This is a genomic window from Pseudomonas sp. PME37.24/006 (genome assembly GCF_055556635.1).
Genome location: NZ_JBVHNL010000002.1, coordinates 924,074 through 949,053, shown reverse-complemented (window position 1 = coordinate 949,053; position 24,980 = coordinate 924,074). Strand labels below are relative to the sequence as shown.

The following is a 24,980-nucleotide window of genomic DNA, read 5'->3' as shown; positions in this document are numbered from 1 at the left end:
GGAGCTATCCGTCGCTCTGTTAGTCGTGAACGGTGATGCCATGCATGGCAAGTCACCCTGCTGCCGGGCTCGACTTTGGCCCAGTATCTGATGGTCAGCGCCACATCGGTAGCGGTGCGGCGCTGTTTGCACATCAGGCTGCAGAAACCTTGAGTTCCTTTACCCGGCCGTAGTTGTCGGAGAAGCGAACGATGTCGTCTTCGCCGAGGTAGGTACCAGACTGTACCTCGATCAGTTCCAGCGGGATCATGCCCGGGTTTTCCAGGGCGTGGATCTGGCCGATAGGGATGTAGGTCGACTGGTTCTCGGTAACCATATAGGTCTCGTCACCATTGGTCACCTGCGCGGTGCCGCTGACTACGATCCAATGCTCGGCACGGTGGTGGTGCATCTGTACCGAAAGCTTGGCGCCCGGTTTCACGGTGATGCGTTTCACCTGATAGCGCTGGCCATGATCGATCGAGTCGTACATGCCCCACGGGCGATACACCTCGCGGTTGTTGAGATACTCGCCGCGCTCTTCGTGCTTGAGTTGTTCGACGATGCGCTTGACCTCCTGAGCCTTGTCCTTGTGCGCGACCATGATGGTGTCTTTGGTCTCGACGATGATCAGGTTCTCGACGCCCACGGTGGTCACCAGACGATAGTCAGCGTGCACGTAGTTGTTGTGGCTGTCGTGGCTGAGCACGTCGCCCTTGTGCACGTTGCCTTGTTCGTCCTTGTCGCTGACGTCCCACAGTGCAGACCAGGAGCCAATGTCGCTCCAGCCGGCGTCCAGCGGCACCATTACTGCGTCTTCGGTCTTTTCCATCACGGCGTAGTCGATGGAGTCTTCCGGGCAGGCGGCGAAGGCCTCCTTGCCTATGCGCACGAAGTGCATGTCTTGCTCGCTCTGCGCGGTGGCGCGGCGACAGGCATCGAGGATCTCCGGCTGCCAGCGCTGCAATTCTTCCAGATAGCGGCTGGCGCGGAACATGAACATGCCGCTGTTCCAGAAGTGTTCACCGGAGGCGAGGTAGCGCTCGGCGGTAGCGCTGTCTGGTTTCTCCACGAAGCTCTGTACGGAGAAGCCACCGTCACCTGCCGATGCACCTTTCTGCACGTAGCCGTAACCGGTTTCCGCGTGGGTAGGCACGATGCCGAAAGTCACCAGCTTGCCGGCCTGGGCGAAGGGCAGGGCGGTTTCAACGGCGCGATGGAAGGCGCTGACATCCTTGATCAGATGGTCGGCAGCCAGCACCAGCAGTACCGGGTCGTGTTCCTTCTCAAGGGCTTTGATGGCAGCCAGGGCAACCGCTGGAGCGGTATTGCGGCCGACCGGCTCGAGCAGGATGCTGGCATTCTCGATGCCCAGGGCACGCAGCTGTTCAGCGGCGAGGAAGCGATGTTCCTCATTGCAGATCAGGCACGGTTGGCTGACTTGCAAGCCTTCCAGGCGGCGAATGGTCGCCTGCAGCATGGACAACGAATCATCGGCGATGGGCAGGAACTGCTTGGGATTGAGTTGGCGCGAAAGCGGCCAAAGGCGCGAACCGTTACCGCCGGAAAGAATGACAGGAATCATCGTGGAGCTCCTCCCATGAAGAGTGATTGGCGTAGTTTGAATTCCCTGAGCAGGATCGGCAGGATGCGAAACGCGTCGTGCACGTAACGTCCTACCAGTCGACGAGGCTCGGTGAAGGCGCGGTGCAGCCATTCCAGAGAATAGCGCTGCATCCACAGTGGAGCGCGACGAATTCTTCCGGACAGAAAGTTGATCGAGGCGCCCACACACAGACCGATGCCGACGGCCTGGTCGGTTTCGAAGATCTTCTGCGCCAGGATTTCCTGACGCGGGCAGCCCACCGAGAGCACGACCAGATTGGACGGGTGTTCGATGACGAAGGACAGGCAGGCCTGGATCGCTGCTTCGCTGTCGATGAAGCCCATCGGCGGGTTGTGATGGTGAAAAGTGATATGCGGGTAGCGCGCTCGCAGATGCAGGATGTCTTCATCCTCGCAGCCGATCACGGTGACGTTCCAGGCGCGCTGCTCGGCGATGTCGATCAGTTCTTCGGTGAGTGTGCTGCCGGGAATGGCGTCTTCCACGGGAACCTTGAGCATGCGTAGCAGGGGCAGTAGAACACGGCTATCGCAGATACGATGGCGGGCTACCGCGTAGGCGCGCTTGAGGTCGTGGTCGGTTTCCAGCTGCACGATGTGATTTACGTTAGGTGTCACGACGTAGCTGTACCTTTCGGTGCTGTGCTCGACCAAGTCCTCGACCAGGCGATCCTTGGAGCCAGCGTAGAACTCGATATCAAAGGCCTTCATCAACACCTCTTTGCGCCATTGGCGCGTGTTGCGGATGGGCAGCGGCTGTTGTTGCTCGCGATTCATTTGCCCAGTGCCGCTTTCAACAATTTGCTATGCGTATGCACGTAGTGCAGGACATACAAAGAGATGCTGTGCAGCGGTGATAGTTTCATGACCTCCCGACGGATGCGCATATCTTCCTTCAACGCATCGAAACGGCGGCTGGTGGAAACGCCCGTGGTGTCGAAGATACACAGCGGCGAGGCGACCTTCAGCACGTCGCGCTTGTGATCCTGACCCTGGAGAAACTCGACGATCATGCAGTAGTCCGCCGAGAGCTTGAAATCCTCGCGGAAGCGCACACTGCGCAGCCTTTCGTTCTCGAAATACATCGCCTGGTGACTGGACGGCATGCCCAGCACCAGGTGCTCGATCTTCTTGGCGCTCTGTGGCGTGAGGCGGCCTTCGGCGTTCTGCAGGTAGTAATCGCCGTAGACGTAACGCGGCTTGCTTGGCGCCTGCTCAATGGCATCGGCAACCTTCTGCAACACGTTTTCGTCGTAGAACGAATCACCGCTGTTCAGGAACAGGGTATAGCCCTCGGTCGCCGAGCCCTTGATCAGACCCTTGTTCATGGCGTCGTAGAGGCCCTTGTCGCGCTCCGAGGTGATCTCGGCGTAGGGCTCGTCGATGGTCGCCAGCCACTCGGCGCCACCGTCGTTTGAGGCACCGTCGACGACGATCCAGCGGAAGTTCCGATAGGTCTGGGCAGCCACACTCTGGTAGGTCTGTTTGAGGCCTTCCAGATTATTCCAGTTGATGGTCACGATACTGAAGTTTGTCATGGCGTGTGCCTCTGAGCTCTCGAGTCGGGGATTTCTCCGTCGCGTAGGCGCGGGAGAAGTACAGGAAACAGGCGGCGCCGATGCCCAGCACATCACCGCCGTACATCAGCGAGTTGGACAGGAACATGTTGAGCATCTGGAACCAGAACACCAGTTGCAAAGCATTGAGCAGCGGGCCCTTTTGCGGGCAGCGTTTCATGATGCGCAGGTAACCGGCGTAGAAGATCAAGGCGATCACCGGCGTGAGGAACCCGTAGCGGTAGTACACGCCGAAGATGCCCACGTCCGACAGGTAGAAGTGCGGGTTATAGAGCGTTCCGAAGCCGCCTTTCCACTGCAGCGACAGCGAGCCCATGCCGATGTACCAGTTGTCGGCAACTGCGCCGATGATGATCGCCGTGGTGGTGTCGCGTACGCCGGGCCCGGTGGTGGCTTCGTCGAGCAGGGCTTCGAACTTGGCGAACTGCTCGTAGTAGAACTCGGGGAAGATGAAGTAGGAGGCGACCAGGATGGTGGCCGCGAGCAGGCCGAGCTTGATCAGCGAGTCGATGCGGTCACGGAAGATCCACAGGCCTGCCAGGCACCAGATGATCATGGTCTGACGGGTTTGCAGCACCAGCCACAGGTACGAAGCGAAGAACAGCAGGGTGACCACTTTGAACAGCGAGATACGCTCTTTCATGCTGTACATGAGCATGAAGGCGCAGATGGTCACGTAGCTCGAACCGATACGGAAACGGTTCGGGCGCAGCAGCACCTCGCCGGCATCCTTGGCATCCACGGTGAACGAGACGCCTGAGTTTTCCGGGATGATGCCGAAGTAGTAGCAGTAGCCGACGAAGGCGCACGCCAGGCCCGAGTAGAGAAAGAAGGTCTCCAGGTGCTTTTGCGTGGGCGCGGTCTTGATCAGCAGGAACAGGGCCGGGAAGAACACCAGATAGGCGAAGCTGCGACGTTCTTCGAGCAGGCCATAGATGAACGGCTGATCGAAGTTCAGCTGCGCCATGATCGCCGAGGTGACCGGCAGCACCAGGCCCATGAAAATGATCCACAGGCTGGTCTTGGACTGGTACACGCGCTTCCAGACCAGGAACAGGGCCGCAGCGCTACCTAGCACGCCGAGCAGATAAAGCTCGCGCAGATAGGGGATGCCGGCCTTCTTGTCATCGGTCAGAAAGAAACAGGCCGAGTTCAGGACAAACAGGATCAGCAGCAGGTTGCGGTATGCCAGGAATTGCTTGAACAAGCTCGCGTTCCCATATCGAAATTGTCGTGGCTCGCAAGCCGACGCCGCGTTGAGTGGCTTGCGAGAGGTCTAGTACAGCGCCTGCAGGTAATCCCGCGTATTGCGGTGAATGCGCGGTTCCTCGCGCATCTGCTCGATCGGCCACCAGCGGTAGCGACCGTGCTGCACGCTTGGCGGTTGCAGGCTCTGCTGAGCGCCAAGCTCCAGTGCGTAGGCGATCACCACGTAGTGGGTATCCGGTGCTTCGCCAAACACACTGTCGTCATAAAAGTGCTCGTAGACGCCGAGCAGCCGGCCCTGGTCGCGCCGGAATGCCTGGCCCAGTTCTTCTTGGGTCAGGCGTTCGAAAGCGGCATCCAGGGTTTCATTCTTGAGAATGCGCCCACCTGGAGCGAACCAGCTGCCCTGGGCGGGGCGGTTGAGACGCTCGCCCAGCAGCAGCTCGCCCTCTACGTTGCGAACCAGCAGATCGATGGACACCAGCGGTGTGCTGGCGACCACGGCCTTGAAGGTATCGGCAGGCAGAAACATCAGCTGCGCACATCGTCGATGTGTTCGACGAACCAGCGATAGGCGTCACGCAGGCCGGTTTCCAGATCGATGCTCGCCGTCCAGCCAAGCTTGGCCAGACGCGATACGTCCATCAGCTTGCGTGGCGTACCGTCGGGCTTGCTGCTGTCGAACGTCAGACGCCCCTGGAACTCGGTGACCCGCGCGATGGTTTCTGCCAACTCGCGGATGGTGCAGTCCTGCCCGGTGCCGACGTTGATGTGCGAGAGCATCGGCTGGGTGTGCGCCTGGTAGGTGGCGTCGTCCAGATTCATCACGTGCACGCTGGCGGCCGCCATGTCGTCGACATGCAGGAACTCGCGCATCGGCGTGCCGCTGCCCCAGATCACCACCTCATCGTCGCCACGCAGGGTCGCTTCGTGGAAGCGGCGCAGCAGGGCGGGGATGACGTGGCTGTTTTCCGGGTGGTAGTTGTCGTGGGGACCGTACAGGTTGGTCGGCATCACGCTGCGGTAGTCACGGCCGTGCTGGCGGTTGTAGCTTTCGCACAGCTTGATCCCGGCGATCTTGGCGATCGCGTAGGGCTCGTTGGTCGGCTCCAGTACGCCGGTCAGCAGCGCCTCTTCACGCATCGGCTGCTCGGCATGCTTGGGGTAGATGCACGAGCTGCCTAGCGACAGCAGGCGGTTCACGCCGGCATTGTGCGCGGCGTTGATGACGTTGGCTTCGATCATCAGGTTCTGATAGATGAAGTCGGCCGGGTACTGGTTGTTGGCGTGGATGCCGCCGACCTTGGCTGCGGCCAGATAGACCTGGTCGATGCGTTGTTCGGCGAAGAAGCGCTGCACGCTGGCGGCGTCGACCAGATCCACACTTTCACGGGGCGCCGTGACGATGTTCTGGTGCCCCATGCTCTGCAGGTGGCGCACGATCGCCGAACCGACCATCCCGCGATGGCCGGCGACGAAGATGCGCTGATCAAGTGGCGCGCTCATGCTCAGTTCTCCACGGAGACTGGCATATCATGGCCGTGCTCACGCAGCAGCGCGTGGCGCTTGGCGACCTTGAGGTCTTCGCGAACCATCTCGGCGCACATCTCCTGCACGGTGATTTCCGGCGTCCAACCCAGTACGGTCTTGGCTTTAGTTGGGTCGCCCAGCAGGGTTTCCACTTCGGCAGGGCGGAAGTAGCGCGGGTCGATGCGTACCACGACATCGCCAACCTTCAGGGCCGGCGCGTTGTTGCCTTCGATGCGCTCGACGATGCCTTGCTCGTCCACGCCAGTGCCTTCGAAACGCAGGTGCACGCCCAGCTCAGCGGCAGACCAGGTGATGAATTCACGTACCGAGTACTGCACGCCGGTGGCGATCACGAAGTCGTCTGGCTGATCCTGTTGCAGCATCATCCACTGCATGCGCACGTAGTCCTTGGCATGCCCCCAGTCACGCAGCGAATCGATGTTGCCCATGTACAGGCACGGCTCGAGACCCTGGGCAATGTTGGCCATGCCGCGGGTGATCTTGCGGGTCACGAAGGTCTCACCGCGGCGCGGCGACTCGTGGTTGAAGAGGATGCCGTTGCACGCGTACATGCCATAGGCTTCGCGGTAGTTGACGGTGATCCAGTAGGCGTACAGCTTGGCGACCGCATAGGGCGAGCGCGGGTAGAAGGGGGTGGTTTCCTTCTGCGGGGTTTCCTGCACCAGACCGTAGAGCTCGGAAGTAGAAGCCTGATAGAAACGGGTTTTCTTTTCCAGGCCCAGCAGGCGGATGGCTTCGAGGATGCGCAGGGTGCCCATGGCATCGACGTCAGCGGTGTATTCCGGGGCTTCGAAGCTCACCGCAACGTGGGATTGTGCGCCGAGATTGTAGACCTCGTCAGGCTGCACTTCCTGGATGATGCGGGTCAGGTTGGACGAGTCATTGAGGTCGCCGTAATGCAGGATGAAGTTCTGGTTGTCGACGTGCGGATCCTGATAGATGTGATCCACGCGCTGGGTGTTGAACGACGAGGCACGACGCTTGATGCCATGCACCTGGTAACCCTTTTCGAGCAGAAACTCGGCCAGGTAGGAGCCGTCTTGGCCCGTGATACCGGTGATGAGCGCTTTTTTCTGTTCCATTGCGATACCTGCGATGTTCAATTGATAGAGGGTCTGTGTTCGGTTGCTGAACGCGGTCCGTTAGGGCGTACGCTTGAGCAGCAACTGGAGGCGTTCCATAACGCCAAAAAGAATGATCCGTACCGACGGAAACTTGTAAAAGAAACGGTAGATGTCGTACTCCGTTTTGGGCCGCGACAGGCTGGCGCCGTCTATGTCGGCCGAGTCGATCAGGGCTAGGCCCTCACCTTCGATGTTATGCAGGATGCTCAGTTCCATGGGCTTCATGGAAAGGCTGAAATTGTGCAGGCCACGGGCTTCTGTTCGGGTCAGTTGCAGGCCTTTTTTGCAGGTCTTGCAGCCATACAGGTTGACCGTGAAATCGTAGGGCTCGAGCACGGGGTTCTGGCGTTTTACGCAGGCTGGCAGCAGCTCGCAGAAGGCATCGTAGACCGACACGCTGTCTTCGCGTTTTGCGAACTGGTAGTCGATCGGCTGTTGCTGGATCGGCACCTGGAAGCGCGACGAGGCGATGTTGAAGTGCTGACCCGGATCGCCGAAGTTGGTGCTCAGCGAGCGGAACGGGTACACGAAGTACAGATCCCGGGAAATGATGTACGCGGTGAACAGCTTGAGCCACGATGACTCCGGCCAGCCGCGGATATCTGCCGGGATGCCGTCGATGTGGCTGATGTCGGTGCCGTGGCTTTCCAGCCACTGGCGGAAGCCTTGCCAGTGGCGACGCGACCAGGCTTGCCCCCAGGACGCGGCCATCTGAATGAAATGCACGGCCGAGTCGCCGTCATCGATCGGTGTGAACGGCAGGTTGGCGGTCTGGTTGAACTGCACGCTGTACAGGCTGATACCGGCAACGCCAGCATCGTCGGCATAGGCCTGCAACGCCCGCCATGTGTACTCGTAGAAGAATGGTGAGACGAACAGATCGTCTTCGAGAATGATCACGTCGCCGTACTGTTCGGTCAGGTCGCCGCAGCTCAATACGTGCTGGCGCAGGCCGAGGCGCTCGGGGTGAGCGATGATGCGTTTCTCGCCGTGCGGCCAGTCGAAGGCTTCGGCTACCTGGCGTGGCTGCGGGTTGCCGGAGTTGTCCAGGCTGATCACCAGGCGAACGTCGCCTTCGGGGTAGCGAGCCTTGATCAGCGAGCCGAGCAGGCGGCTGAGGCTCTTCGGCCGGTTGTAGCCGATGACGACGATAGTGGGCAATTGTGCGGTCATAGGATCGAAGCCAGTCTCTGATGAAAGTGTTTAGGGGCAGTCACGAGGCATCTGCCAATCGGCCTTGCCGTACACCGGTGCGTGCGGCGTACAGCACGCTGGCGATCAGGCTCAGGTAGATCAGGATGCTGGCCGCGGTAAAGGCCATGACGGTCTGCTCGGCCTGCTCCAGGAACAGGGCGCCGGCCATCAGGGCAGCGATGCGCAATACGGTGCTGAGCACCTCGAAGATCAGGAAGCGACCCTGTAGTGCGAGTGCCGGAACGGCGACCGTGCAGGGGCGGCTGACGAAAATCATGTACTCGGCCAGGGCCAGCCAACGCGCGTATTCACCGGCTACCGCCCATTGCTCGCCGAACACCAGGGCGAATAGCTGCGGGCCAAAGCAGAACACCAGCGCGAAAGGCAGCAGACCGGCCAATGCCAGCGCTGCCGTAGCTTTGGCTAACATGGCGGTGATCGGTTCGTGGTTATGCACCGCAGCGCTGATGCGCGGGTAATAAACATCAGCCACGGATTTGCCGATCAATTGAGTCGGCACGTTCAGGGCCTGTTTGCACAAGGCAAAGAAACCAGCTGCCACCGGACCGAAGAACACCGCCAACACGAGCGTTGGCAGGTTCTGCGATACCGCGTTGATGAGCATCTGCGGCGCGCGATACAGCGGGAAATCGTGGTACTGCAACGCGAGTTCGCGGGTACTCAACGGCTGCGGATCGGTGGCCGTCTTTTGAGCCTGTGCGCTTGCGTTGCGGCGCAACGCCCAGTTGAGCATCAGTGTCTGCAGCAGTGGCCCGAAGGCAGTGCTCAGCAGCAAGGTGGCGGGGCTCGCATGCAGCAGCCCAACGCCAATCCGCAAGCCGTTATGAGCGATGGCGTGTTGTACCGCCACGCCAGCAGTGAGGCGATAGCGCTGTTGGCGAATCAACCATTGCTGAGTGACTTCAAGTGCTGCGCCAGCGAGAAGAACCACAGGCAGCAACAGCAGAAAAGGAGCGATCTGAGTGACACCTGCCAGGTTGGCTAGCTGCTCGCCGAGCAGGGCGATAAAGGCTGTCGCGAGCGCCGCGAAGGCGCAGGCGATGAGCAAGGACAGGCGAATCAGACCGCGGGCATCGGCATCGCGCCTCGGAAGCACGATGGCGACTGGATAGGTGAGGGCAGCGACCGGGATGAGCATGAACGCCAGGCTCATGAATACCCCGAGTACCCCGTAGGTCTCTGGCCCGTAGATCCGGGTGATGACGGGCATGAGGGCCAGCGTGATGACCTGGGCGCCAGCGGTGCCAGAAGCAACGGTCGCGATATTGCGCAGCACGGGGCTGCGCAATGCCGCTCTGCCGGACACGCCGAGACGTGTCCAGAGGGCGGTGGGAGCCGTGACTTTGGGTTCGATGACGTCCATTGTCAGGAGGGGCTCAGCCGTTCACTTGCTTACGGCCAATGCCGTAATAATCGAAACCCTCGCGATCCACCTGGGTAAGGTCGTACTGGTTGCGGCCGTCGATGATCACCGGCTGCTTGAGGAGCTTTTTCAGCGCTTTGAAGTCTGGGCGGCGGAATGGCTTCCATTCGGTAACCAGTACCAGCGCATCGGCATCGATGGCCGCTTCGTACTGGCCGTCGACGATCTGCAGGCGACCTTCGCTGAACCAGTGCTCGGGGAACTCGCGTGCGGCGGTTTCACTCGCAACCGGGTCGAAGGCTTTGACCTTGGCACCGGCGTTGATCAGGCTGTTGATCAGCACCACGCTCGGCGCTTCACGCATGTCGTCGGTACCCGGCTTGAACGCCAGGCCCCAGACAGCGAAGGTACGGCCCTTGAGATCGCCTTCGAAGTGCGCGGCCAGCTTGTTGAACAGCGATTGCTTCTGCTGCTCGTTGCGCGCCTCGACGGCTTGCAGAACCTTGGGTTCGAAGTCGTTCTGGTGGGCGATGCTGATCAGTGCCTTGACGTCTTTCGGGAAGCACGAGCCGCCGTAGCCGCAGCCGGCGTAGATGAAGTGGTAACCGATACGCTGATCCGAGCCGATGCCCAGGCGCACGTTCTCGATGTCCACGTCCAGGCGCTCACAGAGCCCGGCAATCTCGTTCATGAACGAGATCTTGGTGGCCAGCATGGCGTTGGCGGCGTACTTGGTCATTTCCGCATCACGCACGCCCATGAACTTGATGCGCGGGTTGTTGCGGATGAACGGTGCGTAGAGCTCGCTCATGGCCTTGCGAGCACGCTCGCTGTCGGTGCCGATGATGATCCGATCGGGGTGCATGAAGTCGTCGACTGCAGCGCCTTCCTTGAGGAATTCCGGGTTGGACACCACGTCGAAACTGATGTCCTTGCCGCGCAGCTCCAGTTGCTCGAGGATCTCGGCGCGAACCAGGTCAGCGGTGCCCACCGGTACCGTGGATTTGTTGATCACGGTGGTGTGACGAGTCATCAGGCTGCCGATCTGGCGAGCCACCTCTACCACGTAACGCAGGTCGGCAGAGCCGTCTTCACCGGGCGGCGTGCCAACCGCGATGAAGATGATGTCCGACTGCTCCATGGCTTCTGGCAGGGCCGTGGTGAACTGCAGGCGACCGGCCTCGAAGTTCTCTTCCACGACGGTTTCCAGGCCCGGTTCGTAGATCGGCAGGACACCGCTTTTGAGGTTTTCGATCTTCTTCGGATCGACATCCACGCAGATAACCGTGTTGCCCATCTCGGCGATACAGGCGCCGGTGACGAGGCCGACGTAGCCGGTTCCAACGACAGTGATGTTCATGGATAAAAATTCCTTGAGTGAGCGTTAATCGTTACGTGACGCCAAGTGGGCATCGTTCAATAAATGTCGCGTGAAAACAGGGTGAAAGGCGTCTTCACCAGAATCTTGATGTCCAGCCACAACGACCAGTTGTTGATGTAGGCCAGATCCTGTTCCACGCGTTGCTGCATTTTTTCCAGGGTTTCGGTTTCACCACGATGACCGGTCACCTGGGCCAGACCAGTGATGCCTGGCTTGAGGCGGTGGCGGGCCATGTAGGCAAGAATCTTGTCGCTGTAGTAGTTGTTGTGGGCCACCGCGTGGGGGCGCGGGCCAACCAGTGACATCTCCCCGCGCAGCACGTTGAGCAACTGCGGCAGTTCGTCGATCGAGGTGCGTCGCAGGAAGCGGCCGACCGGGGTGATGCGCGGATCTTCGCGGGTTGCCTGGGCGACTTTCTGATCGTCATGCATGCGCATGGAGCGGAATTTCCAAACCAGAATCACGCCACCGTTCCAGCCATGGCGTGGCTGCAGGAAGAACACCGGGCCAGGTGAGGACAGCTTCACGGCGATGGCCGCAGCGATGAATATCGGGCTTAGCGCGACCAGGGCAAGGAAGGCCAGGGTGCGATCCATCAGCTCCTTGCTGAACACGGCAGCAGGGTGCGAACTGATCGGGCTTTCGTTGAGGTAGATGGCTGGCAACTGTTCGATCTGCGAGATCGACTGGTTGAGCAGCGGCATGCTGCCGAAGTCCGGTACCCAGACCACGTCGACGCTCATGTCGAGCAGGTCGATGTAGAGCTTCTCGATGTGCGAAATCTCGTCCAGCGTCAGGGCGATGTAGACACGACGTACGCCATGTTGCTCGGTTACTTCACGCAACTGGTGCAGGGCGCCGAGAATCGGGAAGCGGCCATCCTGGGTGTGCGCATCGTCGTTCGAGGCGAGCATGCCGATCAGCGGGACACGGTTGGAGGCAGCCAGGCGCTCGGCCAGTTCGTGGGCTTTTTCACCTGAACCAATGATCAGCGAGACGCGATCGTTGCGCAGCTTTTCCGAATGAAGCCTGGCGAAATAGCGCAACGGGATGAAGGCGATGGCCTGCGCCAGGAAGCCGAGCAGCGCCCACTCGCGCATGATCTCGAAGGAGAACCGATCCAGGCTTTGGCTGAAGTACGCCACGAATAGCAGGCCAGCGAGGAGCGTGAGCCAGCCAGCCAGCAAGTGCGCCAGACCGGTCAGGTAGTTGAAGCGCTTGTGGTATACGCGCAGCAGGCCATAGGCCGGCACGGAGCCCAGTACCGTAAGTACGATCAGCAGTCGGTACTCGGTCGGCACGTCGCCATAACGCTGGATGACCAGATAGCAGAGCAGCATGCTGACCAGAGTAATGGCACAGGTCCATTGACCCCAGAACGTCAGCCCCCTGCGGTTTTCGGCAGGATTGATCCGTTTGGAAATCATGTGCGGCGATCCTCGTGCAAATCTTCGATGAAGTGTGATGCCCCCGGAAAACACACGAGAGGCGACCCGTCCGTATGCGATACGTATGGCGACACGCTGGGCGAACCCAACACTGCGCCGCGCTTGCGCGCCAGTCGGTAGCTGTACTGCGTCCTGTTGCCGAGTGCTCGACGCATGGTTTTCCAACCTCCAACAAATACGAATCCAGCGGCCTGAACCGACAGGCACGCGTTAATCAGGCAGTCAACTAAGCGAAATGCTGGTGTGCGATGCGCCAGGGCGTGTCGATGACCAGACGTTCGGCCTCTCTCTCGCCCAGGATCCGGGCGGCTTGCAGGAGACCTTCTTGTAATTGGGGGGGGCGGTGATCAAGGTTGTGAGCATCAGTCGCCATAATGCTGACCACGCGATGTCTCAGCAGTTCGTGAGCCAGGTGCATTGCGCGTTCACCAAAGCGACCAGCGGCAGAGGCAGCGGTCACTTGCAGCAGACAACCTTGCTCGATAAAGGGCTTGAGCTTGCTTGGCGTGTGCATCAGCACCTTGTTGCGTTCCGGGTGCGCGATGATCGGTACCACGCCGTTTTCCAGCAGCCACTGGGTCAGCCGTTCGGCGCCGAAGGGCATTTCCCCGTGGGGAAATTCCAGCAGCAGTGCCTTCTTGCCTTCCCACTGGCCGAGGAACGGAATGCTGCCGTCCATCACGCGGGTCATCAGCTCGCCAGAGAAACGAACTTCTGCGGCCGCGCCTACCTTGAGATCGATGCCGGCTTCCTGCAGCGCCAGGTTGAAGCTGTCGCAGGCGCTGCGAATGCTGTCGCTGTCGTTCTCGTAGCGGCCGGCATGGATATGCGGCGTGCAAACGATATGGCTGATGCCGTTGGCCACGGCCATGCGGGCCATTTCCAGCGCGGTCGGCAGGTCTGCCGGGCCGTCGTCGATGCCCGGCAGCAAGTGGTTATGCAGATCGATCATCAGATACCTCCTGCTGTCATGCGCTGGTTGGTCATGGCTGCATCAAGCCTTGCGGTCGCTGTAGCCGTAGTGGTCGTAGTAGCCGCTGTACTCGCCGGAGCGGGCAGCTTTTTCCACGTCCACCTGGTTGAGCACCACGCCCATCACCGAAGCACCGCTCTGCAGCAAGTGGCCTACGCCACGCTGTGCCAGCGGAATCGAAGTGGCCTCGGACTTGATCACGTAGATGACCGAGTCGGCGAAGGTCGACAGCAGCGAGGCATCGCTGACCGCCTGGCTGGGCGGCGAATCGATGATGATGTGGTCGTAGCGCTCCTTGATCATCTCCAGGAACTTGGCGAAACGTGGTGATGCCAGCAGTTCCAGCGGGTTTGGCGGTACCGCACCGGCCGGCAGCATGTCCAGGTTGTTGCCCATGTTGTGGATGCAGTCTTCGACCTTGGCGCTGCCGCTGATCAGGTTGGCCAGGCCGGGTGTGCCGACCGGGAAATCGAAGCTCTTGGCCAGGGTTGGGCGACGCAGGTCGGCATCGATCAGCAACACGCGTTGCAGTTGGCTGAGGGCGAATGCCATGTTGGCCACCAGGGTGCTCTTGCCTTCGCCTGGCGACGAGGAAGTGACCACCAGTACCTTCTGCGAGTGATTGGTATCGGCCAGCATCAGGCTGGTACGAATGGTGCGAATCGATTCGCAGAAGCGCGCATCCTCGCCATGTTCGAAGAGATGCGCGGCGGTGTATTTGGTGTTGTTGGAAATCAGCGGCACGATGCCGAGAACCGGTAGGTTCAGCTTGTTCTCGACGTCGTCGGCGCTCTTGAAGGTGTTGTTGAGGATGTCGCGGATCACCGCCAGGGCGATACCGAATATCAGGGCCAGACCGGCAGCCAGGACAATCAGCAGCTTCTTGTTCGGCGCGCTGGCCTGAACCGGAGCGATAGCCTGATCGATGATTCGCGCATTGCTCGAGTTGACGTCCTGAGTGGCTGCGGTTTCGCGCAGGCGGGTCATAAACGTCTCGTAGAGCGAACGGTTGCTTTCCACGTCGCGGGTCAGCTCACGGATCTTGAATTCCTTGCGCGAAATATCCTGAATCTGCTCCTTGTTCTTGTTGAACGAGGCATTCAGGGAGTTCTCGTTGGCGACTGCCAACTGGTAGTTGCGCTCGATGCTCGCCACCACCTGCTCGACCTGGGCACGCAGACTTGCGGAGGCGGCGCTGAGATCCGACTTGGCAGCTGCCATGGCCGGGTGGCGCTCGCCATAACGGCGCGACAGCTCTTCGACCTTGGCGCGAGCGCGGGCTTCTTCAGCCTTGAATTGCTGGATCAGCGGGTTGCCCAGGACAGCAGGTACGCTGGACAGACGACGCCAGTCGGTAGAGCCCATGGATTCGACCTGACGGTACTGGCTTTCCGCTTCGGCACGCTGACGGCGGGCATCGATCATGCGATCGCCGGTCAGCGACAGCTCGTTGTTACTGATGGTGGCCACGCCGTTGACGTCTACCAGGCCTTCGGCTTCGCGGTAGGTTTGCAGGCGGTTTTCGGCTTCCTGTAGCGAGCTGCGCAGCTCGGTCAGGCGTGTATTCATCCAGGTGGTGGCCGACAGCGACATTTCCATCTGTGCTTCGAGCTGGCTGTCGATATAGTTGCTTGCCAGCGAGTTAGAGATTGCAGCGGCGGTCAGGCGATCAGGCAACTCGACGGAAATGCTCACCAACTGGCTTTTGCCTTCTACCCAGATACTGGTGCGATCCATCAGGATTTTGGTGGCGATATCCAGCAGCTCGGCTTCGGTCATCGGCTTGGCTGGCTCGGGTGCGTCGACCAGCCCGGTGACTGACAGCATGCCTTGCAGGCTGTTTACGAACCCGCCGACATTGATCAGTGGTTTAGGCTGTTGGCGTGGGTCGAAGTCCGGATGTTCGGTGAGGTTGAGCTCGCGAACAACTTTCTCGGCCACGCCGCGGCTCTTGATCAGCCCGAGCTGGGTTTGCAGGTATTCGTTTACCGCGCCGGTGGTGTCATAGACCTGCTGGAAGGACACCAACTGGGTGCCTTTGGTCTCGATCATCACCGTCGAGACGGCTCGATAGATCGGCGTCATGCGGGAGACGGCGAGGGCGGTGACCAGGGTGATCACCACCACGAACAGGGCGATGGCCCACTTGCGCATCCAGATGGCGTTCCAGATACGCCGCAGGTCGATGTAATCGCTATCTGCTTCCGACGGCGATGGTTGCCACTGTCGGATCGTTCGTGCAGGACTGCTCATATTCAGAAGAACCCTTGATCGATGGTGATGGTGTCACCCGGCTTGACCAGGGTGTCGAGCGAGGCCTTTTCCGAAGCACGGGCTTCGCCTGTACCACGCGCGATGGTGATGCGTTTGGTGGAGGCGCGTTCGGTCAGGCCGCCGGCCAGTGCGATGGCGCGATCCAGAGTCAGGCCGGGCTGATAGGGGTAGCCGCCAGGCGCCTTCACTTCACCGCTGATATAGAACTCGCGGTAGGTGGTCACGCTGACGGAGACGCGAGGGTCGACCAGATAACCATCGGCCTTCAGTCTGTCGGTGAGGACGCGTTCGATGTCGCCGGCAGTCTTGTCGCTGGCTTCGATCGACCCCAGGAACGGGTAGGAGAAGGTACCTGCGTCGTTGAGGCGGATTTCCTCAAACGACAGATCCGGCTCGCCGAAGACACTGATCTTAAGCACATCGCCGGAACTCAGCCGATACTGTGGATTGGCCTGTGCAGTCGCTGCGAATGCGAGCATCAGCAGCAGCGAGAAGGCTTTGAACAGATGGTGGACTGACATCCGCGTACTCCTTGTGGTTGATTCGTCTCAGGCGCAGAAAAAAGGGCGCCGCCGCTCGCTGCAAAGGCGAACGGAGAAAAGTTGATAGGGGTGGTGACGTTGGTCGTCACCCTGTTGAGAAGCCCTGGTTTTAGAGGCTCAAGCTCAACGACAGCTGATAGATGTTCCGGTCATAGGATTTTTCCCGCACGCTCGAATCGTTTTCGGTGTGGCGGTAACCCAGTGATACATCGACCCAGCGATCCGGGGAGTAGGTGACTCCCAAGCCGTAACTGGTGCGCTCGTCCTTGCGCTCGATCGCTTTGTAGTCGCGATCGGAGAAGCGGTAATCAAGATCCGTACGGATGAAGGCCGACCATTCATGTTCCCAGCTCAGGCGGGTAGTGGTGTCCTGAACCGTGCTCGCACCGTCGTCACCTTCATCGAAAGCGCGGCGAGTGTTGAGTTTGACGACGGAGTAGGTGCGCGGTTCCCAGGCCACACCAACTTCCCACATCGGGCTGGTGTAATCCTCACGCGTATTGCTGTCGAAGTTCTTGCGTTCGGCACCGAGGCGCAGGGTGCCGGAGGTCTTGGCGGTCGCTTCCCAGGTAGCGCCGAACAGTGCGGCGTCATTGGTACTGTCGCGGTTGCTACCGCTGCGCACGTAGTCGTGATCGGTGTGGCGCAGCTCGACCAGCGATCGCGTGCTGCCACCGAGACGGTGGTACCACACGGTGTTGAACATGGTGCTATCGCGCTCTTCGTCAGCGTTGAGTTCACCGCTGTTGCGATAGCGGATGCCTTCGCGATTGACGCCGAATTCCAGCTGGTTCAAACCGCTCAGCGTGCCGTAGCTGTATGTGGCGCCAGCTACGGTGCGGTCGTACTTGTCGTTTTCATTGTCATCGGGATCCGCCAGATCGATGGTCTCCTCGATGCGGTGATAGCCAAGGTTCCAACGCAGGCGATTGCGTGAGTTGAATTCGAGAACGCTGCGAAAGCGCAGATGATGGTCGGTGTGGCTGGCCCTATCATCAGAGTGGTAGGTCTGGTCGTCGAATTCGTATTCGAGCTGGTAACCGCTGTTGCGCGTCTCGGCACTGAGCAGAAACTTCGGGTTGATGCTGGTAATCCAGGACGAGCCGGCACCATCACGCAGGCCGCGGTAGTTGTCGTCATAGCTCTCGGTAACGTCGAGGGTAGGCGTGAACTCGAAACCAGCCAGGTCGATGCTCGCCGGGTCGGTTGCCCAGCTGGCCGTAGACAGCGTACCTGCTAGCGAAGCCGTCAATATCTTGGTGAGTTTCATCGTGCCAAATCCCTTCCCGGGGTCGATCGCTTGAGTGGAGTGGCCGGGTGACTACGCTGCGGGACAACCTCCCGGCAGCCTCTGGTCAGTCACCTATCGCGTTGACTTGCGGCCATTTTTCATGAGTCATTGGTTGTCGGCCCAAGGAAGAAGTTCCCCGTTGGCCGTGAAACTCATCACAGGCTGTTCGATAAAAAAATAGGGAACTTTCCATGCGCTCTAATGGTTCGCTCTTGCCGTCAGTGCTTCAATCAGGGGCGGCATACTCGGTTCTGGAAAGTACGCTACCGCCCCAAGGCCGTCGCTCTTAAGGGCGTTGAAACTATATAGAGAGGGTGCGGGAGCTGTGGCTCCAGGTTCAGTCCAGAGAGTAGAGGTAATGCATTACAGGGATGTTAATGAGGTTGAGCAATATTCATGCCTGTAAAATAGAGAGTTGAGAAAGTGGCACGTTGATCTGCTTTTCTCGATCAAGTAAGCGAAGCAGTAGCATCACTCTCTGCTCACCGTCCATGGCCAGAAAGATCGCATCCATATCAGCCAGTGGGCCGCTGCTTATATGCACTCTGTCTCCTGGGGTTAGCGCTTTCGCTTGCGCTCTCTGGAGGCTGCGTTCTTTTAGTTGTTCGATAATGGCATCGTCTATCCGGCACGGAACTCCGCAGAAAGCGATGACCCTGCTGACGCCGCGCGTCGAGCGCAACTTTGCCCAGTTACTCTGGCTCCCCATATGCAGGAAAAGGTATCCGGGAAACAGTGGTTGAGTGACTTTTATGATTTTGCCAGCCTTGGTCAATTGCGTCCTTGTGCGCGGGCAAAAGCACTCGAAACCCTGTCTGTTCAGGTGTTCCCAGGCCTTGTCGTCGTGTCGGGGTTTGCACTGGACAAGGTACCAGGCGGTTTCCGATGACGTCACGTCGATGCTCATAAGGCTTCCGCTTTCCATGCTTGAGAAGTGCCATTAACTGCTGTTCTGGCAGATCATCGATGGTAGGCCTTCCGTAACCCATTCGGTGCGTTTCGACGACGAATGGCGAGTTATTTTATGCGCTTTTAAATCCGACAAGTGGCTGCCAGAATTGTGCTGTCATTTTGGTTTTTATTTGCCGGAAAGGTGCATATTAATTGCGTGTTGCCAATATCTATAAAAGTTCCCTGGCAACTTGTAAGCATTTTTATGGCGCCTGTTTTTTGATGGTCTCGTGTTGCCTGTTGCGCACTGTCATAACCCTCCATTTGTGCGAGATGACACACCTGCATAACGGTTGATTCGGGTAAGGATTGAAGCCGTGGTGGCTAATAAATATCAACTCTGATTAAGGACGATGCATCATGACGCACATATACGCAGTGGTTCTTACTTATAACCGCAAGGATTTACTCGAGCGTTGCCTGGAGGCCGTGTACGCACAAACAAGACCCTGTGATGGCGTTATCGTGATCGATAACGCCAGTAACGATGGTACGGAGCAAATGGTGCTGGATCTGGCGTTGCCCGGTCTGGAGTTATATGTGCTGTCGGACAACGTCGGCGCATCCGGTGGTTTCAATGCCGGGTTCCGGATGGCTTACCAGCGCGGTGCCGATTTCATCTGGATGATGGACGATGACGTGATTCCCAGTGCCGATGCCTTGCAGCGGCTGATCGAGGCGGATGAAGCGCTGGCTGTGCGGGATATCAAGCGCACCTTTCTGTTGTCGGGCGCCTACACCCAGGATGGCCTGGTCAACAACGCGCCGTCGCTGGATCAGCGGCGCAACAGAATCGATTACGAGTGCTGGCCGGCCACCGTGGATCTCGGCGTGGTGCCGGTTTCCCGTGCGACCTTCGTTTCCATTCTGGTGCCGCGCTCTACGCTGACCGAATATGGCGTGCCGATTTCCTCGATGTTCATCTGGGGCGAGGACACCGAGTTCACCTTACGTGTGACCCGCAACATACCGGGGTATCTGGTGGGCGCGAGCAAGGTGCTGCATCTGCGCCAAGAGGGCGGCGGGGCGATCAATATTCGTACCGAGAAGAGCCCAGCGCGGATTCGCTATCACCGCCACTTCGTGCGCAACGAGCTGTTCATCACCCGCAAGTACGCCAACCGTCGCCGCTTGCTGACGACCCTGAGCCATCGGCTTTGGGGGATGTTCAAATTGTTGCGTGGCGGTGAGTTCCTCAAGGCGCGCGTCGTGCTGCAGGGGCTGCTCGAAGCTCTGGCGTTCTCGCCGCGGGTCGAGTCCGCCGATGCGCCGCTGGACAGCCTGCGGGTGCAGATTCGTCGGGCCGTGGTGCCGGCGTTCGAGATGACCTTACCGGTGATGTCGCTGGATATCGAGCCGGCTGCCAGTTTCCTGCAGCCGGAGATGATGCCTGCTCAGTAGAGGCGTTCGGTGCGGTCGGCGATCAGTGGCCAGGCCGCATCCTTTTCCGAAATAGTGGTCACTGCCAGTGGCCAATCGATGCTCAGGCTCTCGTCGTTGTAACGCAGGCCCCGCTCGGCACTCGGTGTATAGGCGCTCGAAACCAGATAGCTGACCTCAACATCATTACTCAGGGTCTGGAACGAGTGGGCGAAGCCTGGCGGCACGTAAAGTTGCCGCTGATTGTCGGCGCTCAGCTCGAAGGCCTCGTGCTGCAGGTAGGTCGAGGAATCCTCACGCAGATCGACGATCACATCGACGATGACGCCGCGGATGCAGCGCACCAGTTTGGCTTCACCATGGGGCTGCATCTGATAGTGCAGGCCGCGCAGGGTGCCGCGACGTGCCGAGCGTGAGGTGTTCTGTTGCACGAAGTGGCTGATCAGGCCATGGCGCTCGAACTCTTCCGCGCAGAAGGTTCGCGCAAAGTAGCCGCGCTCATCGCCGCGTGGTTCCAGTGCGATCAGCCGGGCGTCGTTGAGGGTGGTGCTGTGAAAGATCATGGCTGCTCCTGATCGAGAAAGTCGCGAAAGCGTCGTGTGCTGGCGGCATCCGCTGCGAACAGGCATTCCTGCTCGGCGTACAGGCGGTCGACGATTCGCCCGCTGGGAAATTGCACGTCATCGAAGGTCAGTGCGCTGTCCTTGCTCACTGCGCGTTTGAGCGTGCAGCCGAGCGCCAGGCCGATGGGCAGCAGGTTTTCATCGCGGATAGCGTCGATGTTCTCGGCCATGCCGTAGGTCTCGTAACCGCCGAAATCATCGATACGGTCGCCTGGCTGCAGATCCTTCTTGGCCACCGTGATCACGCCCACGCTTGGGCCGCCGCGTGGAGTCAGTACCGGATCGCCGAACAGCACCGCGCGGGCGACCGAGTTGGGTACCTCGAAGTGACACAGGTGATAAGGCGTGTAGAAGCTGTAGTAGGGGCCCTTGCCGAGTTTGTAGAGCTCTAGGTAATGACGCTGGCGCGGATTTTCCAGGGTACCGATGACGAACACGCCGGGGCCTGGGCGGGCGCCTACGACGTAATCGACCAGGCCGGGCTCGTCTGGCTTCAGGTGTGCTTCGAAGGCGGAGATGGTGTCTTCAATGGGCACCAGCGGTGCGCCCGGATTGCCGCCGGAAAAGTCCGGGCCGAGCATGCCGCGGCGAGCGACGCGCATACCGGTGGCATTGGCCACTATGGCTTGCTCGAAGGAGATCTTGGTGCCATCGGCGAAGGACGCGACCATCGCCGCTTTCTGCCCCCATCGGCGCGCGAACTCCTGTTGCGTGGTCGGGTTGCGATACGGGTCGTGCAGGCCTTTGATGTTGCCGCACAGCACCGGCTTGATGCCGAGCCCCGCCACGAAGCGGTAGAGGTTCATCTGCACGCCCGGCTGATCGCCATCGGAAAAGGTGTAGATGACTCCGGCTTGGTCAGCCTTGTGCTTGAGAATTGGGCCGATGGTGCCGTCCAGTTCGGCGTTCATCTGCACCACGTGCTTGCCGGCTTGCAACGCGGCGAGCACCGCGCCCGCCGCGTATTCGATGGAGCCGGTGACTTCGATGATCGCATCCAGCCCTTCGGCGCGCGCCAGGGCCAGGGCGTCCTCGGTGACCGCAGGCGTTCCACTGGCGATGGCGCGTTCCAGCTCGGCCTGCGTATTGCACTGCAGCGGCTCGATACCGGCCTGGTCGTACACGCCGACGGCACTGCCGATAGTGCGATTGGCCACGGCGCACAGGCGCATGCCGGTGGTTGCCGTGAGGATCTGCAGGGCGATGCCGCTGCCTTGGAAACCGGCGCCGATCATGCCCACACGAATGGGTCGGCCTTCGGCTTCGCGTTTGGCCAGGGCGGTGTCAACGATGATCATCGGTGCTGCTCCTTCAGTCGTTCCACTGTTTCCACGGCGCGCCACTGGCCCAGGCGGTTTCCAGGGTGATCTTGTCGCGCAGCGAGTCCATGCTCTGCCAGTAGCCTTTGTGGTGGTAGCTGCCAAGCATGTCGCGCTCGACCAGGCGATCCATGGGTTCGTTTTCCCAGGTGGTCTGGTCGTCATCGATCAGCTCAAAGACTTCCGGCTGGCAGACGAAGAAGCCGCCATTGATCAGGCCGCCATCGGCAGCGCCTTTCTCGCGAAAGGCTTCGACGCGATTGAGGTCTTCGTTCAGACGCAGTGCGCCGTAACGCCCGGGCTGGGTGACGGCGGTAAGGGTGCACCAGCGCTTCGAGGCCTTGTGCACCTTGACCAGCTCGCTGATGTTCACATCGCTGACACCATCGCCGTAGGTCAGGCAGAACGGCTCGTTGCACAGCAATGGCATGGCACGCTTGAGGCGCCCGCCGGTCATCGAGTCGGCGCCGGTATCGAGCACGGTGACGCGCCAGTCTTCGCTGACGCTCTCCAGCCAATCGATATTGCCGGTCTTCAGGTCGATGGTGTAGTCGGTGCGTTGCGCGCGGTAGTTGAGGAAGTAGTCGCGTATGTAATCGACCTTGTAGCCACCGAGTACCACGAAGTCATTGAAGCCGTGGTGCGCGTACATCTTCATGATGTGCCAGATGATCGGTCGGCCACCGATCTCGACCATCGGCTTGGGACGGATCGCCGTCTCTTCGCTCAGGCGGGTGCCGAAGCCACCCGCAAAGATTGCAACCTTCATGATGGTGCTCCCCCGTGGTTAATGGACGCTGTATCAGTGGGCCAGATGGCCCGGTAATGCGGCCGCGATCTAGCGCGATTGCCAGCGCAGGTCTTCGCTCAGTCGGCCACTGTCGATATGGCCTTGCAGCACGCGCAGGCGCACGAGCGGCGATGTACGAAACTGGCTGTCGCTGAAACTCATGCCCTTGAGGCCCTCGACCAGCCCGCTGATCGACCTCGATAAGGTCATTTGCGGCTGATGAGCGGGGGCAAGGCTGGCGAACAGACTGAAATCGACCTGATAGGAGCGGCTGTCGACGGGGGCTTCGGTATTGATGCTGACCTCGGTGCCGGGCAGGGCATCGGCTACCGCTGCGGCGAGGTCGCGAACCTGATGGTTGCGTTCGTTGCTGCCGGTATTCACGCGCAAGATGCGTCCGCCGTTGTCGGCGCTGCGCTGGATGGCCCAGTCGATTGCCCGCGCCATGTCGGCGACGTCGATCAATGGGCGCCATGGCGAGCCATCGCTGAGCACCGTGATGCGGCCCTCGCTGAGCGCACCGGCGACGAAGTCATTGAGCACCAGATCCAGGCGCAGCCGGTCGGACATGCCGCAGGCCGTGGCGAAGCGCAGGCTGGTAATCACCATATCGCCGGCGATGTCGCAGAGCGCATCTTCGCTGCCGATCTTGGAGCGGGCGTAAGCGGTCATGGGCGAGACGGGATCGCTTTCTGTGCGCGGCCCACCCTGGGCCACGCCGTACACGCTGCAGCTGGAGGCGAAGACGAAGTTGCGTACCCCGGCACGGGCGGCCGCATTGGCGATAGCGATGGTGGCGTTCTGGTTGATTGCTTCGGTCACGCTGGCAAAGCGGTCGCCCATGGGATCGTTGGAGACGGCCGCCAGCTGCACCACTGCGTCGTAGCCTTCGAGGAACTGTGGTGAAAGGTCACGCACGTCAGCAAAGAACTGCTGGCTCAGGTGCTGTTCCGGCAAGACATGAGCGTTGGTGAGGCAGTGGGCGAAATAGGCGTTGTCGAAGCCATGCACGATGGCTTGGGGATGGCGGGTCGTCAGTTCGCGGATGACCGCCGGGCCGACGTAGCCCATGTTTCCCAGCACGAGAATTTTCATCAAGCCTTCCTTGCAATGACCGCCCACGGGTGGGGCGGTATCCATCGTTCGGCTGATAGTATTCCTGCGTCAGAAAAATGCTTGTTTATCTGATAGGCGGTTTTAGGTTGTTTAAAATATTGATTTATAAGGATTAATAATTATTTTCTGATTTCGGGGTCAGGTTTTTTAAGCTGCTGCGGCCGACTCAAGCCTTGTTCAAGGTGACCCCCGGCATCGCTGGAAGCCGCGCCGCATCAAGCTTCAACCGCTCAAAAAAGGGCTTTGTGGCGCGTTTCACAAAGTCGAAAGATTTCTGTCATTCGCTTGGCGGTCGTACCTCGGGATTAGCCAGCGGGCAGTCTTCACCCTTGAAGAAAGCCCGCACGTTGGCAAAGGCATCGCCGAAATACAGCTCGTAACCTTCTCGCTCGACGTAACCGAGGTGCGGAGTACAGAGCACGCCCGGGTGGTTCAGCAGCGGGTGTGCGGGGTCGAGAATCGGCTCCTGCTCGAACACGTCCAGCGCGGCATAGCCCGGCCTGCCAAGGTTAAGGGCCTCTAGCAAGGCGCCCGGGGCGATCAGTTCGGCGCGGCTGGTATTGACCAGCAATGCGCTGGTTTTCATAAGTGCCAGATCTTTGGCGGTCACCAGATGCCGAGTGCTTTCGGCGAGGCGCAAGTGCAGGGTGATTACATCCGACTCGGCAAAGAATGCTTCCCGTGATGGTGCCGCGCGGTGTCCGTCGGCAACCGCGGCCTGGCGCGATGCATCGCTGCCCCAGACCAATACGGGCATCTCGAAGGCCTGGGCATAACGGGCCAGGCGCTGGCCTATCTTGCCGTAGCCCCAGATGCCCAGCGTCTGCCCGGCCAGGCGCTGGCCGAGGTTGACTTGCCACTGCCCGGCATACATGCCCTGCATGGCCGGGAACAGCTGCCGTCTGGCATTGATGATCAGCGCCCAGGTCAGCTCTGCCGGGGCGATGGGCGAGCCACGGCCCTCCATGACGGCCACGCCATGGCGCGTGCAGGCGTCCACATCGAGGTGGCTGGAGACCTTGCCAGTCTGGCTGATCAGCTTGAGCTTCGGCAGCTGAGCGAGCAGTGCTTCGTCAATGCGCGTGCGCTCTCGGGTCAGCACCAGCGCATCGGCATCGGCGAAGCGCTCGGCCAGCAGTCGGGTGTCGTCGACGGCATCGTGATGGATGCTGACCTGATGGCCGCTCAGAGTGGCGAAACAGTCGAGGGTACGGATGACGTTCTGGTAGTCATCGGGAATGACGATATGCATGG

Annotated in this window: 22 protein-coding genes; 1 reads left to right on the top strand and 21 read right to left on the bottom strand. The window is 60.1% G+C overall.

The window, feature by feature from the left end:
• Positions 1–133: 133 nt before the first annotated feature.
• The 16 genes from ACZ3GY_RS09980 to rfaH form a co-directional block, all read right to left on the bottom strand.
• On the bottom strand, positions 134–1,564 hold the full coding sequence (locus tag ACZ3GY_RS09980; protein ID WP_463564386.1) for a mannose-1-phosphate guanylyltransferase/mannose-6-phosphate isomerase: 1,431 nt from the start codon (positions 1,562–1,564) through the stop codon (positions 134–136).
• Positions 1,561–2,379: a WecB/TagA/CpsF family glycosyltransferase gene (locus tag ACZ3GY_RS09975; protein ID WP_465909883.1), complete on the bottom strand. Its 819-nt coding sequence runs from the start codon at positions 2,377–2,379 to the stop codon at positions 1,561–1,563. The genes ACZ3GY_RS09980 and ACZ3GY_RS09975 overlap by 4 nt, the downstream gene beginning before the upstream one ends.
• Entirely contained in the window at positions 2,376–3,140 is a 765-nt protein-coding gene (locus ACZ3GY_RS09970; protein ID WP_465909882.1) for a glycosyltransferase, read from the bottom strand. The genes ACZ3GY_RS09975 and ACZ3GY_RS09970 overlap by 4 nt, the downstream gene beginning before the upstream one ends.
• Positions 3,103–4,386 carry a hypothetical protein gene (locus tag ACZ3GY_RS09965; protein WP_465909881.1) on the bottom strand — a complete coding sequence of 428 codons (1,284 nt, stop codon included), beginning with the start codon at positions 4,384–4,386 and terminating at the stop codon, positions 3,103–3,105. Before ACZ3GY_RS09965 ends, ACZ3GY_RS09970 begins: the two co-directional genes overlap by 38 nt.
• Positions 4,387–4,455: 69 nt before the next feature.
• Positions 4,456–4,917: a GDP-mannose mannosyl hydrolase gene (locus ACZ3GY_RS09960; RefSeq protein WP_465909880.1), complete on the bottom strand. Its 462-nt coding sequence runs from the start codon at positions 4,915–4,917 to the stop codon at positions 4,456–4,458.
• Positions 4,917–5,891, bottom strand: coding sequence for a GDP-L-fucose synthase (gene fcl / locus ACZ3GY_RS09955; protein ID WP_463564390.1), 975 nt, complete (start codon positions 5,889–5,891; stop codon positions 4,917–4,919). Before fcl ends, ACZ3GY_RS09960 begins: the two co-directional genes overlap by 1 nt.
• 2 nt (positions 5,892–5,893) lie before the next feature.
• Positions 5,894–7,018 carry a GDP-mannose 4,6-dehydratase gene (gmd, locus tag ACZ3GY_RS09950; RefSeq protein WP_463564391.1) on the bottom strand — a complete coding sequence of 375 codons (1,125 nt, stop codon included), beginning with the start codon at positions 7,016–7,018 and terminating at the stop codon, positions 5,894–5,896.
• Positions 7,019–7,078: 60 nt separating this feature from the next.
• Positions 7,079–8,233: a hypothetical protein gene (locus ACZ3GY_RS09945; protein ID WP_465909879.1), complete on the bottom strand. Its 1,155-nt coding sequence runs from the start codon at positions 8,231–8,233 to the stop codon at positions 7,079–7,081.
• A 40-nt stretch (positions 8,234–8,273) separates the two neighbouring features.
• Entirely contained in the window at positions 8,274–9,638 is a 1,365-nt protein-coding gene (locus ACZ3GY_RS09940) for a lipopolysaccharide biosynthesis protein (RefSeq protein ID WP_465909878.1), read from the bottom strand.
• Between the two features lie 13 nt (positions 9,639–9,651).
• Positions 9,652–10,998, bottom strand: a complete 1,347-nt coding sequence (locus ACZ3GY_RS09935; protein ID WP_465909877.1) for a UDP-glucose dehydrogenase family protein — start codon at positions 10,996–10,998, stop codon at positions 9,652–9,654.
• 56 nt (positions 10,999–11,054) lie between these two features.
• Complete coding sequence (locus tag ACZ3GY_RS09930; RefSeq protein WP_465909876.1) at positions 11,055–12,446, bottom strand: undecaprenyl-phosphate glucose phosphotransferase; 1,392 nt, start codon at positions 12,444–12,446, stop codon at positions 11,055–11,057.
• Between the two features lie 247 nt (positions 12,447–12,693).
• Positions 12,694–13,419 carry a tyrosine-protein phosphatase gene (locus ACZ3GY_RS09925; protein WP_465909875.1) on the bottom strand — a complete coding sequence of 242 codons (726 nt, stop codon included), beginning with the start codon at positions 13,417–13,419 and terminating at the stop codon, positions 12,694–12,696.
• Positions 13,420–13,461: 42 nt separating this feature from the next.
• Positions 13,462–15,693: a GumC family protein gene (locus ACZ3GY_RS09920; RefSeq protein ID WP_465909874.1), complete on the bottom strand. Its 2,232-nt coding sequence runs from the start codon at positions 15,691–15,693 to the stop codon at positions 13,462–13,464.
• Between the two features lie 2 nt (positions 15,694–15,695).
• Positions 15,696–16,235, bottom strand: a complete 540-nt coding sequence (locus ACZ3GY_RS09915) for a polysaccharide biosynthesis/export family protein (protein ID WP_463564398.1) — start codon at positions 16,233–16,235, stop codon at positions 15,696–15,698.
• 130 nt (positions 16,236–16,365) lie between these two features.
• Positions 16,366–17,526: an outer membrane beta-barrel protein gene (locus ACZ3GY_RS09910; protein WP_463564399.1), complete on the bottom strand. Its 1,161-nt coding sequence runs from the start codon at positions 17,524–17,526 to the stop codon at positions 16,366–16,368.
• Between the two features lie 415 nt (positions 17,527–17,941).
• Entirely contained in the window at positions 17,942–18,454 is a 513-nt protein-coding gene (rfaH, locus tag ACZ3GY_RS09905) for a transcription/translation regulatory transformer protein RfaH (protein ID WP_463564400.1), read from the bottom strand.
• A 404-nt stretch (positions 18,455–18,858) separates the two neighbouring features.
• Between rfaH and ACZ3GY_RS09900 the strand changes: the two genes are divergently transcribed.
• The gene (locus ACZ3GY_RS09900) at positions 18,859–19,899 is read left to right on the top strand and encodes a glycosyltransferase family 2 protein (RefSeq protein WP_463564401.1); all 1,041 of its coding nucleotides are present in this window, start codon (positions 18,859–18,861) and stop codon (positions 19,897–19,899) included.
• Here the strand turns inward: ACZ3GY_RS09900 and rfbC are convergent.
• From rfbC to ACZ3GY_RS09875, 5 genes are all read right to left on the bottom strand, one after another.
• Entirely contained in the window at positions 19,893–20,441 is a 549-nt protein-coding gene (gene rfbC / locus ACZ3GY_RS09895) for a dTDP-4-dehydrorhamnose 3,5-epimerase (RefSeq protein WP_465909872.1), read from the bottom strand. The two genes, ACZ3GY_RS09900 and rfbC, sit on opposite strands and share 7 nt — an antisense overlap.
• Positions 20,438–21,799, bottom strand: coding sequence for an NAD(P)H-dependent oxidoreductase (locus ACZ3GY_RS09890; protein WP_465909871.1), 1,362 nt, complete (start codon positions 21,797–21,799; stop codon positions 20,438–20,440). Before ACZ3GY_RS09890 ends, rfbC begins: the two co-directional genes overlap by 4 nt.
• A 13-nt stretch (positions 21,800–21,812) precedes the next feature.
• Positions 21,813–22,589, bottom strand: a complete 777-nt coding sequence (gene rfbF / locus ACZ3GY_RS09885) for a glucose-1-phosphate cytidylyltransferase (protein ID WP_463564404.1) — start codon at positions 22,587–22,589, stop codon at positions 21,813–21,815.
• Positions 22,590–22,658: 69 nt separating this feature from the next.
• On the bottom strand, positions 22,659–23,705 hold the full coding sequence (locus ACZ3GY_RS09880; protein WP_465909870.1) for an NAD-dependent epimerase/dehydratase family protein: 1,047 nt from the start codon (positions 23,703–23,705) through the stop codon (positions 22,659–22,661).
• Between the two features lie 298 nt (positions 23,706–24,003).
• Entirely contained in the window at positions 24,004–24,978 is a 975-nt protein-coding gene (locus ACZ3GY_RS09875; protein ID WP_465909869.1) for a D-2-hydroxyacid dehydrogenase family protein, read from the bottom strand.
• Positions 24,979–24,980 lie beyond the last annotated feature (2 nt).

Bases quoted from the DNA above. Each gene is read 5' to 3' on its own strand.
- ACZ3GY_RS09980 (WP_463564386.1), bottom strand. From the start codon at position 1,564: ATGATTCCTGTCATTCTTTCCGGCGGTAACGGTTCGCGCCTTTGGCCG.
- ACZ3GY_RS09975 (WP_465909883.1), bottom strand. From the start codon at position 2,379: ATGAATCGCGAGCAACAACAGCCGCTGCCCATCCGCAACACGCGCCAA.
- ACZ3GY_RS09970 (WP_465909882.1), bottom strand. From the start codon at position 3,140: ATGACAAACTTCAGTATCGTGACCATCAACTGGAATAATCTGGAAGGC.
- ACZ3GY_RS09960 (WP_465909880.1), bottom strand. From the start codon at position 4,917: ATGTTTCTGCCTGCCGATACCTTCAAGGCCGTGGTCGCCAGCACACCG.
- fcl (WP_463564390.1), bottom strand. From the start codon at position 5,891: ATGAGCGCGCCACTTGATCAGCGCATCTTCGTCGCCGGCCATCGCGGG.
- gmd (WP_463564391.1), bottom strand. From the start codon at position 7,018: ATGGAACAGAAAAAAGCGCTCATCACCGGTATCACGGGCCAAGACGGC.
- ACZ3GY_RS09945 (WP_465909879.1), bottom strand. From the start codon at position 8,233: ATGACCGCACAATTGCCCACTATCGTCGTCATCGGCTACAACCGGCCG.
- ACZ3GY_RS09940 (WP_465909878.1), bottom strand. From the start codon at position 9,638: ATGGACGTCATCGAACCCAAAGTCACGGCTCCCACCGCCCTCTGGACA.
- ACZ3GY_RS09935 (WP_465909877.1), bottom strand. From the start codon at position 10,998: ATGAACATCACTGTCGTTGGAACCGGCTACGTCGGCCTCGTCACCGGC.
- ACZ3GY_RS09930 (WP_465909876.1), bottom strand. From the start codon at position 12,446: ATGATTTCCAAACGGATCAATCCTGCCGAAAACCGCAGGGGGCTGACG.
- ACZ3GY_RS09925 (WP_465909875.1), bottom strand. From the start codon at position 13,419: ATGATCGATCTGCATAACCACTTGCTGCCGGGCATCGACGACGGCCCG.
- ACZ3GY_RS09920 (WP_465909874.1), bottom strand. From the start codon at position 15,693: ATGAGCAGTCCTGCACGAACGATCCGACAGTGGCAACCATCGCCGTCG.
- ACZ3GY_RS09915 (WP_463564398.1), bottom strand. From the start codon at position 16,235: ATGTCAGTCCACCATCTGTTCAAAGCCTTCTCGCTGCTGCTGATGCTC.
- ACZ3GY_RS09910 (WP_463564399.1), bottom strand. From the start codon at position 17,526: ATGAAACTCACCAAGATATTGACGGCTTCGCTAGCAGGTACGCTGTCT.
- rfaH (WP_463564400.1), bottom strand. From the start codon at position 18,454: ATGAGCATCGACGTGACGTCATCGGAAACCGCCTGGTACCTTGTCCAG.
- ACZ3GY_RS09900 (WP_463564401.1), top strand. From the start codon at position 18,859: ATGACGCACATATACGCAGTGGTTCTTACTTATAACCGCAAGGATTTA.
- rfbC (WP_465909872.1), bottom strand. From the start codon at position 20,441: ATGATCTTTCACAGCACCACCCTCAACGACGCCCGGCTGATCGCACTG.
- ACZ3GY_RS09890 (WP_465909871.1), bottom strand. From the start codon at position 21,799: ATGATCATCGTTGACACCGCCCTGGCCAAACGCGAAGCCGAAGGCCGA.
- rfbF (WP_463564404.1), bottom strand. From the start codon at position 22,589: ATGAAGGTTGCAATCTTTGCGGGTGGCTTCGGCACCCGCCTGAGCGAA.
- ACZ3GY_RS09880 (WP_465909870.1), bottom strand. From the start codon at position 23,705: ATGAAAATTCTCGTGCTGGGAAACATGGGCTACGTCGGCCCGGCGGTC.
- ACZ3GY_RS09875 (WP_465909869.1), bottom strand. From the start codon at position 24,978: ATGCATATCGTCATTCCCGATGACTACCAGAACGTCATCCGTACCCTC.